We start from the raw sequence: 14,796 nt of genomic DNA, 5'->3' as shown, positions 1-14,796 counted from the left end.
GGATACAGGATGCTTGTTTATTCATTAGTCAGGCTACATGCTATTTTTTTGCGTGGGTCCAGCATTTTTTTGGCGTCGGTAACAGTAGATTAGTACAATCAAACCTACAACCATCAGCCCAAGGCTCATTACTTGAGCAATACGCAAAGGTCCAAGATATAGAGAGTCTGTACGCATTCCTTCAATAAAGAAGCGGCCAAATGAATATAAAATGAGGTAGCTTCCCATAATTTGACCATCAAATTTTTTGAAACGATACAACATCAATAACAGAAGTCCTAATACGAGCAGATTCCACACGGATTCATACAAGAAAGTAGGATGGTAGTATTGGCCTTGAATGAACATTTGCTCGCGAATAAAGGCAGGGAAGTTAGACATGAACGCAGCAGAAGCCACATCTCCATGCGCTTCCTGATTCATGAAATTACCCCAGCGACCAATGGCTTGGCCCAAGATAACACTAGGTAGCATGGCATCTGCTAATGTAAGGAAAGGCAGATTGTATTTTTTTACATAGAGAGCACCTGCTATAAATCCTCCAATTAACCCTCCGTGAATCGCTAGACCACCATTCCATACCTTAACGATATCGAGTAAATGATCTTTATACGTATTCCACTCAAAGGCTACGTAATAAAGGCGAGCACAGATGATAGCAGCAGGAATAATCCAAACCACCATGTTTAAAATATGATCGGGATCTATACCGGAGCGCTTGGCATTATAACGCGCGAGATATGTTCCTACTAAAAAAGCAGTCCCCATAATAAGTCCATACCAATGGACATCTAAGCTTCCGATGGAAAAGGCAATCGGATCATACAAAGTGAATCTCCTCCTCATGTTTACTCATGGGGAAAGTATAACATAGAATACACTCGTATTTCCTCATGCATTCCAATGAAAGCTGTTTTTCTAAAAGCATAAGGAATAAAAACCAAATGACTCTTTATGTCTTAGGTCAAAATTTCTAAAATATGTGCCAAGGAAGCCCGATTTTCCTTGTGTTGCAAGGGAAGAAATAAATCTCCTTTATTCTTAACCCGAGCTGGCATTGTATGGACGGTAAAATCACTCGGATGCGCATACTCTATTTCTGACCAACGTAAAGGGGCAGAGACGGTCGCTAGCTCCTTGGCTCTAGTTGTGTAGGGAGCAGGTAAGGTTTTGCCACGCCAATGTTGCAAGTAATCCAGATACAACTTGGTTCCCCGATTCTTTGTTAGGCGTTCAATAGTTAGTTTTTGTGGATACTTTTGCGTTAGATAGTTACAAATAAATTCCCCTACTTTACGAGTCTGTTCGAAGGAATAGCCTGATTGAATAGGAATATAGACTTGAATACCACTTGCACCCGATGTTTTGGGATAGCTGATGAGCTGTAACTCATCTAGGATTTCTTTTACATAGAGACTAGCCTCTATAGCATCATCAAAATCAGGAGTGGATGGGTCAAGATCAAAGACTAACTCGGTGGGCCATTCCTGCTGGGAGGTATGAAAGGCGATATGCCATTCTAATACCGCTTGATTGGCCATCCAGACCAGTGTAGCAACATCATTTAACAACGCATAGGTGATTGTGCCATCTACAGCACGTGGAATCCAATCTGGTGCATAGTTTGGAAGATTCTTTTGGTAAAAGGATTTATCTCCGACTCCGTGCGGATAGCGGATAACAGTTAGAAACCGATCAGTTGTATAAGGTAGCAAATAAGGCGCCATCTGTATGAGGTATTGCAAATAAATGAGTTTGGTTACGCCAGCTTTAGGCCATAAAGGCTTATCCGGATTGGTTATTATCAGCTCTTTTCCATCGATGTCTAAATGATATTCTTTCGTAGCAACCGCCAAGAATAAACACCTCCTGCTGTTCGGATGCGCCTTATTCTTCCCGATTTTTCGGTAATTGCTTCACATCGTCAGTTACTTTTTTTCCGGGATAAAAGAGTTTATACTCTTTTAATGGATTTTCTTTAGCACTAATGTGAGTAGGAGAAATTTTAAACACACCAACCGCACTGCCCAATGAAGAGCGATAATGGGTGACATGAGCCTCAGATAGGGAACGGTCAAAATAGCCAGGTACATATTTATCTAACATGACCTGTAACACCGCTGTTGCTTCTTTAGGATCGGTAATGAGTTCAATTTGTCCAAAGACAAGAACGCTAAAATAAGCGGTATCCACGTGGGCAGGGACGGGGTCTGACATAGTACCTTGCTCGTGGCTGACTGTGAAACAGACGCGAGGGTTCTCAGCTATCACCGTATTTTTTCGTCCCTCCATTGACCCATGGAAATAAATACAGCCATCTGCCCAGACGAAATTGACAGGAATTACGTATGGTTCGTCATGAAGGGAAAGGCCTACGTGACCGATTGGGGTTGTTTCCAAAAAACGAGTAATTTTGTGCTGATCATGAACTTGTTTCAGGGATCTTCTTAGTGGATTGGACATGGTTTTCCTCCTGTATAATAAAGGTTTCTTGACATAACAATTTGATTTACATCATAATTATCGTGAAAATCTGACCCTTTTCATAGAACCAGAATAAGAATATATAATAAGGTCAGATTCAGAAGCTAATCGGAGGTGTATATATGTTTTTCTCCACTACAAAGATGCAACAGAAAAAGCCAATGTATCAGCAGTTATATGAAGCGATCAAAACTGATATTGAAAATAACAGGCTAGTGCCTGGTAGTAAGCTTTTATCGGTCAGACAGATGGCCCAAGAATGGCAAGTGAGTCGGAACACAGTAGAGGCAGCCTATCATCAACTATTGGATGAAGGATATGTGAAAAGCAAAGAGAAAAGCGGATATTATGTAGAAGATTTATTGACCGATGGATGGACCAGAGATTTGGAAGCGGGGTCAGTCGAACAAACAAACGGAGTAGTTCATAGCGAAGAGGATTCCATGCCTTTGCCTATACGCTATGATTTTGTCTATGGCAAGGTGGATGGGACTGCATTTCCAGTAAAACAATGGAGAGCCTGTATGCAGGAAGCGATGCAATCCGAATTAGAACGAACAGAGGCATATGGTGAATACCAGGGAGAGTATCAATTACGGGAGGCTTTGGCTACGTACGTATATCAGGCAAGAGGAATTAAATGTGTAGCAGACCAAATTTTTATAGGATCAGGAACGCAGCAGTTAGCAAGCCTGTTATGTCAGACTGTCTTTCGTGACAAATCTGTTGTAGCAATGGAAAATCCCGGCTACGATCGCGTGCGACACGTATTTCATCAGCATGAATTTTCAGTACAACCTATCCAGTTGGATGAGGATGGTATTCGCTTAGATCAGTTGCTGACAAGTAAGGCTGATATCGCCTATGTCACCCCGTCTCATCAATATCCCTATGGTATGGTTATGTCTATTGTGCGACGATTGCAAATAATCGCTTGGGCAAAAGAAACGGGGGCATACCTGATTGAAGATGATTACGATGGAGAATTCCGCTATGGCACTAAGCCTATTCCAGCTTTGAAAGCGTTAGACGACAATGGACGGATCATTTATTTCGGGACAGCCTCAAAGGTCTTATTACCGTCCCTACGAATCAGCTACATGATCTTGCCTCAAACATTGGTTACACAATACAAGGAATTATGGCAAAAGTATTTACAGACCGCACCCAGAGTAATTCAGTATGCACTTGCTCTGTTCATACAAAAAGGAGAGTGGGCGAGGCACATCAGACGTATGAGAAATCTGTATGCGAAAAAGCATCGTCTTTTACTTCAATCCCTAGAGAAAACGATGGGAGAGCGAATAGAGATTATCGGGAGTGAAGCGGGGCTGCATATCTTACTTCGCATCCATACAACATATACGGAAAATGAGCTCATTACACGGGCAAGCCAACGGGGCTGTCAGGTTTATTCCATAGATCAGTATTATCAGCGAAAAGAAGGCCAGCAAGAGAACTTAGATAAATCTGAGTACCCTGTACTGCTTTTAGGATTTGGTGCCATTCCGGTAGAAGAGATAACAGCAGGAGTAGAAGAATTACATAAAGCATGGTGGGGATGAGCCAATGATATGAACATCGCAGTGAATCCAGGAAGAAATAAGCTTTGAATTGGAATTTTGTTCCCATTCGGATATTTTGGTATATATGCCGCATGATACAAAATTTTCATCTTCCTGGATGGAAGAATTAGGAATTGATCATACTAATTCTTAAAAAGGATTATGATTATGGAGCCAATTGTGCCTTTTGAACCAATAAGTACAAACGAAGTTCCGACTGGAGCCAACTGGGTTGGACAAGTAAAATGGGATGGAGTCCGTGTATTAACCTACTTTACCGATAATAAAACGCTATTGTTCAACCGAAAACGTAACGAAAGAACCAATCACTATCCAGAATTAATAAATAGTAGGGATTATTGTTCAGCAAAATCTGCGATATTAGATGGTGAAATCATCGCCTTTACGAACAATAAGCCCTCGTTTTATGAAGTAATGAGACGAGATGGGATTAAAAGCTTTAGTAAAATGGCATCTACTATAAATGAAGTGCCAATTACATACATGATTTTTGATATTCTTTTTTTTGACGGCAAATGGGTCACTACTTCTTCTTTGGAAGAAAGACAGAATTTGCTCACCCAGATCATTAGCCCAAACAATCATGTACAGCTAGTCGATAATTTTACAGAAACCGTTTCTTTGTATGATGTGGTTGTTAATAATGACCTTGAAGGAGTTGTATATAAAGACCTAAGTAGCACTTACATAATCAATGGAAAAGATCAACGATGGAGAAAGAAAAAGAAAATAAATGATCTCATAGCTGTTGTAGGTGGGGTAACTTATAGGGATACCATCGTAAACTCCTTGTTACTTGGCCTTTATGACCAACTTGGCCAACTATGGTATATAGGGAGCGTAGGTTCCGGTACATTAACTAATAAGGACTGGAGAAATCTTACTGATGGAATCAAACCAATTATTCAGGATAAAATTCCATTTAAGAATAGACCGCCCAAAGCACGTGAAGTGACATGGATAACTCCCATATTAACGGTGAAGGTAAACTATCTTGAATGGATTGATGGACATAATTTAAGGCAGCCTAGCATACAAGCATTTGTCACTGTTCCTCCTTCAAGTTGTGTATTTACCCAGTAACAAGCACTACAGCAAAATGGGTCTATAATAAGCTAGACCCATTTTCTATTTCACTCATATTCAGTGTCTGTAAACAAATCTAGGTCATCTATTCAGAGTACAGATTCTATTGCTGTTTTACCTTTTCTTTCACACTTGCTTTATCATCACAAATAAGGCTAGTTTTGTATTCGACCAACTGAATATCACATCCGGGACCCAAGGTTATATGATTGCCGCGGACGATGGCGGCTTTTGTGTCTTCAAGATAAATATCGTCACCCTCGATGATGTGTGTAGTTAGGCAATTGGAGAAGAATGGACGAAGCAGGGAAGGTAGGAAAGAGGCTCTTCGTTTTACTTCAATATGCTCTCCGCCTATTTCTTTTGCTCTGCACTCACCACTTGGTTGAACATAAATGCGACCAGCATTAAGTAATCCTTCAATTTGAAAGCACCCATACGTCTGGAAGGACTCAGCTTCACAATCACCGGTGATTTTAGCATAGCCACGTACCTTCACCTCTTCTCCATGGCAAGAACCTTCCACTAGAATACTACCATCAATGCTAATTTCTTGACCTTTTACTTGACCATTTACTTTTGTATTTCCACTAATTTTCATGATCTGGCTCTCCACATTGCCGTGAATGGAGGAGTTACCACGAACGATAAAGGATTCAGACTCTACATACCCTTCCACGGTAGCGTGTCCCGCGCAGGAAAACTCCTTGCAAACAATATCATTTGTGATTTTCGCACTACCTGCTATTTTGACTGAATGAAATGTTCCTCCAGGCACTTTCATGGACCCGTTAATTACCAGATCGTCTGATTCTTTTTTTGACATTTACAGCTCCTCCTTGAGTATGTCCCATTTTTGTTTCAAATTTTCAAGTAAAACGGGAAGAGAGAGTCGGGCGATAACACGAGCATGCTCTTCCCAATATATTTCGCAGGGGGACATTGTGAATAGACAGATTGACATGCCCATTTTTCTAACGAGAATGAGTTCAGTAGCTTTTCCTTGTAAAGAAGAGTAGTTGGCAGCGTATGTGCGCAGCACGGTCTTGGCTTCCTCCTTACTGCAATTTCCACTGAGGAGTAATTGGTCTACTGTGTACAGGGATAAGACCATTTCAAACGAGTATTCCTGCTGTTGATCAAAACACTCTTCATATAGTTCAAGAGAAATCGATGAAACAATGTTGCGAGAAAGAATGCTTTGCCTACTGATTGAATGATCCAAAGGGATAGGTGAGAACATATCAGCCAATTCATCCAGTGACAGATCATCCTTCATGCTTAGAATTTTGTTCACCCTATGAAGAATTTCTTGCTTAGGGAAAAAGGTCTCCTGTCCTGTAAAGGTTGACTTACGGATAAACCAGTCTTCGGGAATTAGGTTTTTGCGCTTCCAGCGATATAGTTGGCCATAGGAGATACCAGTTTGTTCTAACAATTCTTTTTTTGAAAGCAACTCTTGATTAATTTTGGAGACCTCCTTTGTAAAAGATGAGTGGAAAGAGGTGTTTTACTTGTGTAAATGATCGTAACATAACAATGTTACGTTGTAAATGGGAGACAAACTGTATCAAAGTGAAAAAATAATTGCGTGATTTTATTTAGAATGATTATAATGTGGTAGAGAGGATGGTGAAGGATATGAACGTGCTTGATTTTTCAGTACAAACGATGAATGAGGAAACAGTATCATTAGGACGCTATAAAGGTAAGGTTTTACTCATTGTGAATACAGCTAGCAAATGTGGCTTTACTCCTCAATTTACAGATTTACAAAAGTTGTATGAGCGTTATCAAGAGCAAGGTTTAGAAATTCTAGGATTTCCCTGCAATCAGTTTGAGCAACAAGAACCAGGAAATAACAAGCAGATTGCTCAGTTTTGTCAGCTAAATTATGGGGTGAAGTTCCCTGTTTTCGCGAAAACAGATGTAAAGGGAACGAATGCGAACCCATTGTTCCGTTATTTATGCCAAGAAATTCCGTTTGCTGGTTTTGACGAATCACAATCATCTGGTCGTCTTTTACATATGTTTTTGCAAGAAAAATTTCCTGAGACATTGCTGGATAACTCTATAAAATGGAATTTTACCAAGTTTTTAGTTGATCGAGAGGGAAATGTAGTGGGTCGCTATGAGTCTCCAGTAGAGCCAATGGATATGGAGATTCCTATTCAGAATTTATTATAGAAGCAATAGGAAGAAAAAAGACTAAGAAGCTGAGAGCAAACAGCTAAGCCTCAGCTTTTTAGCTATTGGTCAGGATTTTGGTTTCTGTGTTTTTTTACGTCGTAACGCTTTGGTCACGGTAGTAGAGCTTGATACAGGAGAGAGTGTGCTTGTTTCCTCCGTGATTACAGGTGCTTTTCCTTTCCTGGTTGCTTTCTCGCCGATAGGCTTTGGTTCAGGATAACGTTCCACAACATCCCGGTCCCTCTCTGTTTCCTTACCAGCTGGAGCTTGAGGCGTTCCTGTTTGAGCCAAGCTTTCTTTTAACGCCTGCATAAGATCAATGACATTGGCGCGTGGGGCGGAGGGAGCGGTTGCTACTTCTTTGCCTTCCAGCTTTTTTTGAATAAGTTCTTGTAAATGCTGTCGATACGTATCTTGGTATTGTTCAGGATGGAAGGGGCGCGACATGCCCTCGACCAATTGAATGGCCATGGCCAACTCACTTTCAACTAACGTAGCATCAGCTTGAGGAAGAGCTGGTACTTGTGAGAGAGAGCGCACCTCATCTGGGTAAAAAATCGTTTCCAACACCATGCCATTTTCATAGATCCGTAATACGGCCAAGCTTTCTTTATTACGCAGAGTGATTCTGGCAATAGCAATTTTACCTGTCTGTTGTAGAGCCACTCGTAGTAAGGAATAAGCTTTTTCTCCAGTTTCCTGTGGGGAGAGATAGTAGCTCTTATCAAAGTAAATCGGGTCAATCTCTGACAATTGAACAAAATCGACAATTTCAATAGCACGCTTTGTTTCTGGTGCAATTTTTTCTAAATCTTCATCTTGGATCATAACGAAATTGCCTTTTTCATATTCGTATCCTTTTATGATTTCGTCTGAAGCTACTTCTCGGTCACATGTTGGGCAAAGCTTGGAATAACGGATAGGAGTGTGGCACTCTTTATGCAGTTGACGAAAACGGATGTCGCGGTCTTCTGTTGCTGTAAACATACGAACTGGGATGTTCACTAAGCCAAAACTAATGGAACCTTTCCAAACGGTGTGCATAAAAAACGCCTCCTTATAAGTAGTATCCACAAGGAGGCAAGATGTGTTGGCATGTAACTTTTGGGACGTCCAAAAGTATTATTGATTATGCTTTTTTACGTTAGCATGATCTGCTTCGGATTGCATATCACGGGCATGTTCTATGCCAACGCCAGTGCGATCCGCTTGCGATTGTGCTTTAGAAGCTTTCAATTTACGTTCCGATGGATTTTTTGCTCCCATGTTGTTTCTCTCCTTTTATCCTTTATGGATGGGGAATTGTTACTAATATCCCTGTTTTGGACAAAAAAATACCTCACAGCTTCTAATGAAGAGTGAGGCAGTCATTCAAGCTGTTTCCGCGCGGGAAACTTGCCACCACCATGCTCCTATCTACATGAGGTGTCAACTGAACTGACTTCAATTATGGGAGAGGAGAAACCGGAGGAAGAGCTTATGGGGAAACGTAAGTCTTCTCCGCGGTTGTCGGCGACACCGGAGCATCGCTTGTATCACATTTTTGCCAGTCAAATGGTAACTTATACATTCTTTTCTATTTTTTTATCAGCAACAATCAAAATTTTACGTTTTTCCTTCCTATATGGTAGTATGAAAACTACTGTCCCACGAAAAATTTGTGGCAACGGATATGTATACAAGTCAGGTGAAGAGAAAATGAGAGTGATTTCAGGAGAACACAGAGGACGTCCACTTGCCGCTGTACCTGGTACAAGTACAAGACCCACAACAGATAAGGTGAAGGAATCCATCTTTAACATGATTGGACCTTATTTTGATGGGGAATGGGCTTTGGATCTATACGCAGGCACAGGAGGTTTAGGTATTGAAGCTCTTAGTCGCGGTGCTGCAAAAGCTATTTTTGTAGACAGTGATAGTAAAGCTTTTAACACCGTCAAACAAAATCTACAAACCATGCGATTAGATGAACAGGCAGAGGTTTATAAAATTGATTCAGCACGTGCGCTAAAGGTACTGGCTGCTCGTGGGGTTTTATTTGATTTAATATTTCTTGATCCGCCATATGCCAAGCAAAAGCTAGAGCAGGAGATTGAACAACTGCAAACGTTACATATGTTGGCAAGTGATGCTTGGATCGTGACAGAGCATGATTCTAAGCTGACCTTGCCTGAACAAATTGGATTGTGCGAGCAATATCGCTGCTCTACCTACGGAGATACCAGAATTACCATTTATCGCTATACAGTGGAAGGGGATTCCTAGCATGAGAATAGCAGTTTGCCCAGGCAGTTTTGATCCAGTCACGTATGGGCATCTAGATATCATTAAGCGTGGAGCCAAAATTTTTGATAAGGTAATTGTTGCCGTACTGGTTAATTCCAGTAAAAATCCATTATTTACGCTAGAAGAGAGAATGGCATTATTGCGTGAAGTAACAGCTGAGTATTCTAATGTAGAAGTAGATACGTTTAATGGTCTGTTAATTGATTATATGCAACGAAAGGAAGCGCGTGTTTTGTTAAAAGGCTTGCGGGCAGTATCTGATTTTGAATATGAGATGCAGATGGCCTCTATTAATCGCAAGTTGGATGACGAAATTGAGACGCTATTTGTCATGACAAATAATCAATATTCATTCTTGAGTTCTAGTATCGTAAAGGAACTTGCCAAGTACGATGCCAATGTAACTGATCTAGTGCCGCCGATCGTGGAGCAATCCATGCGGTTAAAGTTTCAGGAATTACAGGGAAACAACAGCTAGGATGCCTTGTGCACAAGTTTATGTTCAAGACATTAAAGGGTAAGGAACACATGGGGGTTCTTACCCTTCCTTTGTTTTTGTGCGTATGGTTGGTACGATCAATGCTTGAATAACTTGTGTAGCAAGAAACAAATCAGAAATAATACGATAGCAATACCAGCTGCAATGGTGCTCATTTGTGAAAAAATCAACCACCATGACTTAGCTTGTAGCAAATGCTCGCTCGGTAAAAATGCCGGGATACTGGTATTTACATTTTGGGTGAGTATGGTCAACGGTTTCCAAAAAACAATGGTTAAAGTAGCAGCCAAAGCAGCATGTATGGCTCGACCAATGAGATAGGGCTTCACGCTAATATCCGTCTTACTTAAAATGCTTGCAACTTGCGCGTGGACGCTGAGTCCTCCCCAGGATATGATGGCAGCGGTAATAGCTGCTTTGGTCATCATGGAGATATCTTGAATTTCGCTCGTATTTTGGGCACCCATCGTTACTTCAAACAGACCCGCCAATCCAGCTTCCCCCATCTCATCTGTAAAGCCAACGGGACCCAAGGCTAGAGATAGTACTCGGTTTAGGAAGTTGGTGATGCCAACGGTCTGCATCATTTGAAGTAAGACGGAGAACATGATGATAAAACCGCCGACTACCATCAAGGTTTGCAAAGCGGACTGCACAGCATCGCCCATTAGCTTGCCAAATGGACGATTGTCCCTTATGCGAGCGCGATGCATGGCTTGCAAGGCTCGGTATAGTAAGGTATGTTGCGATTTTTCATAGGTGCCTGTGATGGATGCAGATGGGCTGTAGAGGCGGTATAGTATGCCAAGCAGGATAGCGGAGCCATAATGGGTAAAGGCAATCACATAGCCAAGTTGTTCACTGTTAAAAAAACCAACAGCTACAGCTCCGATCACAAACAGTGGATCTCCTGTGGTAGCAAAGGTAACGAGCCGTTCCCCTTCTACTTTTGTAATGTTGCCACGTTCCCGTAATCGAGTGGTTAGATTGGCTGCGACTGGGTAGCCAGAAGAGAACCCCATTGTCAGCACGAAACCTCCCGTACCAGGCACATTAAACAGAGGTCGCATCAGAGGCTCCAGCAATACCCCGATAAAATGAACAACTCCAACTCCCATCAAAACTTCCGATACAAATATGAAAGGAAGAAGAGCAGGAAAGACAACTTCCCACCAGATGTTTAATCCGCGAACAGCAGCCTGAAAGGAAGGTTCCGGATTAATAATAAGCACGAAAACCAAAAGGAGCGATAAAATCGCCAAGCTAATTGTGAGATAAGGAGAACGATGCGACATAGAACCCTCCCAGATGTAAGCGTTAGTACATGTCTACGTTGGAGAGGTACAAACTATTCATCATCTCTAATAGGTAAAAAATGAATGGAGGAGTGGGCTGTTTTCATAAGATGAGGGGAGGAGGCGTTTTTTCATGACAGAAAAGAAACGACCAACCGTTGGTTTGGCGCTGGGTTCTGGAGGTGCACGTGGTTTTGCTCATATTGGCATTCTAAAGGTGTTTGAAGAGCATAATATTCCTATTGATTATATAGCCGGAAGTAGCATGGGTAGCATGGTAGCAGCCTTTTATGCGAATGGAATCAAACCAGACATGATGGAAAAGCTGGCGATAAATCTAAAGCGCAAGCACTGGTTGGATCTGGTTGTCCCTCATATGGGATTAGTAGCGGGTCAAAAAATTAAAGAAATCATCCGCTTATTGACTCATGGCAAAAATATTGAGGAACTACAAATCCCTTTGGCTATCGTTGCTACTGACATAGAGACGGGAGAGCGGGTTGTTTTTACGGAGGGGCCAGTGGATACCGCAGTTCGTTCCAGTATTGCCATTCCAGGAATTTTTGTGCCGGAGCGGGTAAATGGCAGGTTGTTGGTTGATGGTGGTGTTATTGATCGGGTACCAATAACGGTTACGAGAGAGATGGGTGCTGATCTTGTCTTGGCAATTGACGTAGCCAATTTTGACACCAAAATGAAGGTGTCAACAATCTTTGATGTGATTGCTCAAACGATTGATGTGATGGAGCGGGAGATTCTGCGCCATCGGATGTTATCCGCAGATTTGGTCATTCGTCCAGAAGTAGGTCATATAGGTAGCTTGTCGTTTACGCAAATAGCTTCTATTGTGGAATTAGGAGAGATAGCGGCTCAAATGTATGTCGATCAAATTAAAGAGATGATAGAGAATTGGGAGGAAGCAAATGCAGAACGAACACCAATCGAACGAGCGTTTAAGACCAACCAATAAACGTAATGTAGCCGTCCTTGTAGCTATGGCGATCATGGCACTTATGATTATTAGTACCTACATACCTTTGCCTTATTACGTTCAGCGCGCTGGCACAGCGAAGGAGCTTGCACCCATAATTACAGTGGAGGGTGGTGTGAAAGATGAGAAGGGCACATTTATGTTGACTACTGTACGTATGTCCCGCGCCACACCTTTATGGTATGTATACGCACAATTTTCCAAGGATGTTGATCTCATTTCGGATAAATTTATTACAGCACAAGGTGAAAGCGATGAAGACTATGCTAAACGTGAATTGTTGGTCATGCAACGATCGCAACAGGTAGCAGAAGCGGTTGCACTTAAAAAAGCAGGTTATCCTGTAAAGATGGAAGATCAAGGAGTCTTAATCCTGTCTGTTATGGATGGCTACCCAGCTAAAAACGTGTTGAAGGTAGGCGATGTTATTACTTCGCTAAATAACAAGCCCGTGAAAACCACGAACGACTTATTCCTTTTATTAGAGGGAAAGAAGGCGGGAGATGCTATCACATTGCAATTTAAGCGGGATGGACAGGAGAAAAAAGCAGAGCTGGTTCTAGCTCAATTACCCGAAAATAATGGAGCTAAGTCACATCGAGCTGGATTTGGTATTACACCACAGGACCAGAAGCGTATTTTGTTTGATAAAAAAATCACCATTGCTGCTAATAACATAGGTGGACCATCAGCGGGCTTAATGTTCACATTGGAAATTTATAATCAATTGCGACCAGAAATCGATATAACTCGTGGCTATCGTATTGCTGGAACGGGTGAAATGAATTCGGATGGTACGGTAGGACGGATTGGGGGCATTAATCATAAGATTATCGCCGCCGATGCCGCAGGAGCAGAGATATTCTTTGCGCCCAACGATACCAGCGGAGATAAGTCAAACTATGAAGTAGCCGTGGAAACAGCGAAACGTATCCACACTTCTATGCGTATTGTACCGGTTAAAACGGTAGATGATGCGCTTCAATACCTACAGCATTTAAAACCAAAGGGAACAGAGTAAGGTTCCCTGCTACTGCTCAGGTGTGATTTGCAAGGGAATCCGTCGATATTCTTCTAAAAAGGGCTGCTCCATGCAAGAGGAACGTACCAACCGATATAAAGCATTCGAGCGGATATCAATATCAAGCATAGGGTGCAATCCATCTCGCACGTTTGTGTAGAGGGGGATTGTGCTTTTTTGTTTGGCTTGCTGTAGCAATACTCTTCCTTTCTGACTAAATCCAAGCACGCGGGCGTATGGTGCGCCTTGGCGAAGGCTGGAAGCAGATATCTGTTCTTTTTTCACATCGAGTAACAGATTAAGTAGCATACGTTGAATGCGGTTTTGAGTATATCGCTTACTTTTAGCGGAGGTGACTATATCTGCCACCGTTTTGGATCGCCTAGCAGATTCAAGTAGACGGTACTCCATGCCTTCTTCTATTTCATGATACATGGCAAGTTTTTCAGGAGTAAGCTGCAAAAGACGATGAAATAAGGGATGAGCGAAATCTTCCCAAGTGATAGGGCCAAGTCCTAATATCCATTCGCGATGTAACACATCTATGGTAGTTTTAGGTACGTAGGAGGCGACTGTCGCTACATTTTGTTGCGTCAGTAACTTTCGTAATGCTGTAGCACTTGCTATCTGCTCATCTGTAATTGTTTCTTGATGATAGCCTGCTTTTTGGCGTTGAATGGTGGCAGGTACAATTTTGCTGTTTAATCTAGCCAGTGATAGGAGATAGTTAAAACCAAGAATATTATTTGGCTGATCGAGGATTGCGCCGTGGATGCCATGATCAGCGAGGTACGTGTGAGCTGCCTCAGCGTATGCCTTGGGATAAGGAAGACCTTCACGTAGACCTGTTTTTAGTAAATGAGAAAAAGCGGGCGTCTCATGCGCGAGTATCTGTGCCGCTTGATGCATCCAACTAATGTCTCCACTTTCACTACCAAAGCATAACGTATCAACTATTCCGATACGATCTAACAAAGAGACAGCGCCATGGGCAAACATCTCAGCGTTTGAGGTGGCAAAGAGAGTGGGGAGTTCAATCACAAGATCAACACCTACTTGTAGAGCCATTTCGGTTCGCGCCCATTTTGAGACAATGGCAGGCTCACCCCGTTGTAAAAAATTGCCGCTCATGACGGCAACACAGGCATCTGCACCTGTCTTTTTTTTGGCTAAAGTAAAATGAAGCTTGTGTCCGTTATGCAAAGGGTTGTATTCTACTATAAGGCCCACTGTTTTCATTTGTAAAAATTACATCCTTTCTACCAGAACCTATCTGTACTGGTAGTGTAGTAAAGTTCAATTGTTCTGGCAAACTCTATTTGTAGCCAATAAGGTGTCAAGGAAAATAGGTTGACAAA

General features: G+C 42.0%; 15 protein-coding genes. 7 read left to right on the top strand and 8 right to left on the bottom strand.

Annotated features, from left to right (window positions below):
• Positions 1 to 33: 33 nt before the first annotated feature.
• The 3 genes from EEL30_23840 to EEL30_23830 form a co-directional block, all read right to left on the bottom strand.
• Complete coding sequence (locus EEL30_23840) at positions 34 to 828, bottom strand: prolipoprotein diacylglyceryl transferase (GenBank protein ID QDX95058.1); 795 nt, start codon at positions 826 to 828, stop codon at positions 34 to 36.
• Between the two features lie 131 nt (positions 829 to 959).
• Positions 960 to 1,856 (bottom strand): DNA polymerase domain-containing protein, encoded by an 897-nt coding sequence (locus EEL30_23835; protein ID QDX95057.1) that lies wholly within the window; start codon positions 1,854 to 1,856, stop codon positions 960 to 962.
• A gap of 31 nt (positions 1,857 to 1,887) precedes the next feature.
• Positions 1,888 to 2,463, bottom strand: coding sequence for a pyridoxamine 5'-phosphate oxidase family protein (locus EEL30_23830; protein ID QDX95056.1), 576 nt, complete (start codon positions 2,461 to 2,463; stop codon positions 1,888 to 1,890).
• Positions 2,464 to 2,606: 143 nt separating this feature from the next.
• On the opposite strand from EEL30_23830, the gene EEL30_23825 reads away from it, so the two are divergent.
• Positions 2,607 to 4,049, top strand: coding sequence for a PLP-dependent aminotransferase family protein (locus EEL30_23825; GenBank protein ID QDX95055.1), 1,443 nt, complete (start codon positions 2,607 to 2,609; stop codon positions 4,047 to 4,049).
• Between the two features lie 162 nt (positions 4,050 to 4,211).
• The gene (locus tag EEL30_23820; GenBank protein ID QDX95054.1) at positions 4,212 to 5,153 is read left to right on the top strand and encodes a DNA ligase; all 942 of its coding nucleotides are present in this window, start codon (positions 4,212 to 4,214) and stop codon (positions 5,151 to 5,153) included.
• Positions 5,154 to 5,259: 106 nt separating this feature from the next.
• On the opposite strand, the gene EEL30_23815 is transcribed toward EEL30_23820, so the two are convergent.
• On the bottom strand, positions 5,260 to 5,982 hold the full coding sequence (locus EEL30_23815; protein ID QDX95053.1) for a hypothetical protein: 723 nt from the start codon (positions 5,980 to 5,982) through the stop codon (positions 5,260 to 5,262).
• Complete coding sequence (locus EEL30_23810; protein QDX95052.1) at positions 5,983 to 6,612, bottom strand: DUF4004 family protein; 630 nt, start codon at positions 6,610 to 6,612, stop codon at positions 5,983 to 5,985.
• A gap of 185 nt (positions 6,613 to 6,797) precedes the next feature.
• Between EEL30_23810 and EEL30_23805 the strand changes: the two genes are divergently transcribed.
• Positions 6,798 to 7,343 carry a glutathione peroxidase gene (locus EEL30_23805; GenBank protein ID QDX95051.1) on the top strand — a complete coding sequence of 182 codons (546 nt, stop codon included), beginning with the start codon at positions 6,798 to 6,800 and terminating at the stop codon, positions 7,341 to 7,343.
• A gap of 69 nt (positions 7,344 to 7,412) precedes the next feature.
• On the opposite strand, the gene EEL30_23800 is transcribed toward EEL30_23805, so the two are convergent.
• The gene (locus EEL30_23800; protein ID QDX95050.1) at positions 7,413 to 8,390 is read right to left on the bottom strand and encodes a Ku protein; all 978 of its coding nucleotides are present in this window, start codon (positions 8,388 to 8,390) and stop codon (positions 7,413 to 7,415) included.
• Positions 8,391 to 9,044: 654 nt separating this feature from the next.
• On the opposite strand from EEL30_23800, the gene rsmD reads away from it, so the two are divergent.
• Together rsmD and EEL30_23790 are read left to right on the top strand one after the other, a co-directional pair.
• Entirely contained in the window at positions 9,045 to 9,611 is a 567-nt protein-coding gene (gene rsmD / locus EEL30_23795) for a 16S rRNA (guanine(966)-N(2))-methyltransferase RsmD (GenBank protein ID QDX95869.1), read from the top strand.
• Position 9,612: 1 nt separating this feature from the next.
• On the top strand, positions 9,613 to 10,110 hold the full coding sequence (locus tag EEL30_23790) for a pantetheine-phosphate adenylyltransferase (GenBank protein ID QDX95049.1): 498 nt from the start codon (positions 9,613 to 9,615) through the stop codon (positions 10,108 to 10,110).
• A 98-nt stretch (positions 10,111 to 10,208) separates the two neighbouring features.
• On the opposite strand, the gene ylbJ is transcribed toward EEL30_23790, so the two are convergent.
• On the bottom strand, positions 10,209 to 11,426 hold the full coding sequence (gene ylbJ, locus EEL30_23785; GenBank protein QDX95048.1) for a sporulation integral membrane protein YlbJ: 1,218 nt from the start codon (positions 11,424 to 11,426) through the stop codon (positions 10,209 to 10,211).
• 133 nt (positions 11,427 to 11,559) lie between these two features.
• Between ylbJ and EEL30_23780 the strand changes: the two genes are divergently transcribed.
• Both EEL30_23780 and EEL30_23775 read left to right on the top strand, forming a co-directional pair.
• Positions 11,560 to 12,396 (top strand): patatin family protein, encoded by an 837-nt coding sequence (locus tag EEL30_23780; protein QDX95047.1) that lies wholly within the window; start codon positions 11,560 to 11,562, stop codon positions 12,394 to 12,396.
• Positions 12,350 to 13,438: a PDZ domain-containing protein gene (locus tag EEL30_23775; GenBank protein ID QDX95046.1), complete on the top strand. Its 1,089-nt coding sequence runs from the start codon at positions 12,350 to 12,352 to the stop codon at positions 13,436 to 13,438. Before EEL30_23780 ends, EEL30_23775 begins: the two co-directional genes overlap by 47 nt.
• A 9-nt stretch (positions 13,439 to 13,447) precedes the next feature.
• Here EEL30_23775 and EEL30_23770 read toward each other — a convergent pair whose 3' ends face one another.
• Positions 13,448 to 14,677, bottom strand: coding sequence for a nucleotidyltransferase (locus tag EEL30_23770; protein ID QDX95045.1), 1,230 nt, complete (start codon positions 14,675 to 14,677; stop codon positions 13,448 to 13,450).
• Positions 14,678 to 14,796: the final 119 nt, after the last annotated feature.

Origin of the sequence: Brevibacillus laterosporus (assembly GCA_007833815.1) — a bacterium.
Classification (GTDB): domain Bacteria; phylum Bacillota; class Bacilli; order Brevibacillales; family Brevibacillaceae; genus Brevibacillus_B; species Brevibacillus_B laterosporus_D.
This window is presented reverse-complemented; position numbering and strand designations above follow the sequence as displayed.

Bases quoted from the DNA above. Each gene is read 5' to 3' on its own strand.
- EEL30_23800 (QDX95050.1), bottom strand. From the start codon at position 8,390: ATGCACACCGTTTGGAAAGGTTCCATTAGTTTTGGCTTAGTGAACATC.
- EEL30_23790 (QDX95049.1), top strand. From the start codon at position 9,613: ATGAGAATAGCAGTTTGCCCAGGCAGTTTTGATCCAGTCACGTATGGG.
- EEL30_23770 (QDX95045.1), bottom strand. From the start codon at position 14,677: ATGAAAACAGTGGGCCTTATAGTAGAATACAACCCTTTGCATAACGGA.
- EEL30_23780 (QDX95047.1), top strand. From the start codon at position 11,560: ATGACAGAAAAGAAACGACCAACCGTTGGTTTGGCGCTGGGTTCTGGA.
- EEL30_23830 (QDX95056.1), bottom strand. From the start codon at position 2,463: ATGTCCAATCCACTAAGAAGATCCCTGAAACAAGTTCATGATCAGCAC.
- ylbJ (QDX95048.1), bottom strand. From the start codon at position 11,426: ATGTCGCATCGTTCTCCTTATCTCACAATTAGCTTGGCGATTTTATCG.
- EEL30_23775 (QDX95046.1), top strand. From the start codon at position 12,350: ATGCAGAACGAACACCAATCGAACGAGCGTTTAAGACCAACCAATAAA.
- EEL30_23825 (QDX95055.1), top strand. From the start codon at position 2,607: ATGTTTTTCTCCACTACAAAGATGCAACAGAAAAAGCCAATGTATCAG.
- EEL30_23805 (QDX95051.1), top strand. From the start codon at position 6,798: ATGAACGTGCTTGATTTTTCAGTACAAACGATGAATGAGGAAACAGTA.
- EEL30_23820 (QDX95054.1), top strand. From the start codon at position 4,212: ATGATTATGGAGCCAATTGTGCCTTTTGAACCAATAAGTACAAACGAA.
- EEL30_23815 (QDX95053.1), bottom strand. From the start codon at position 5,982: ATGTCAAAAAAAGAATCAGACGATCTGGTAATTAACGGGTCCATGAAA.
- rsmD (QDX95869.1), top strand. From the start codon at position 9,045: ATGAGAGTGATTTCAGGAGAACACAGAGGACGTCCACTTGCCGCTGTA.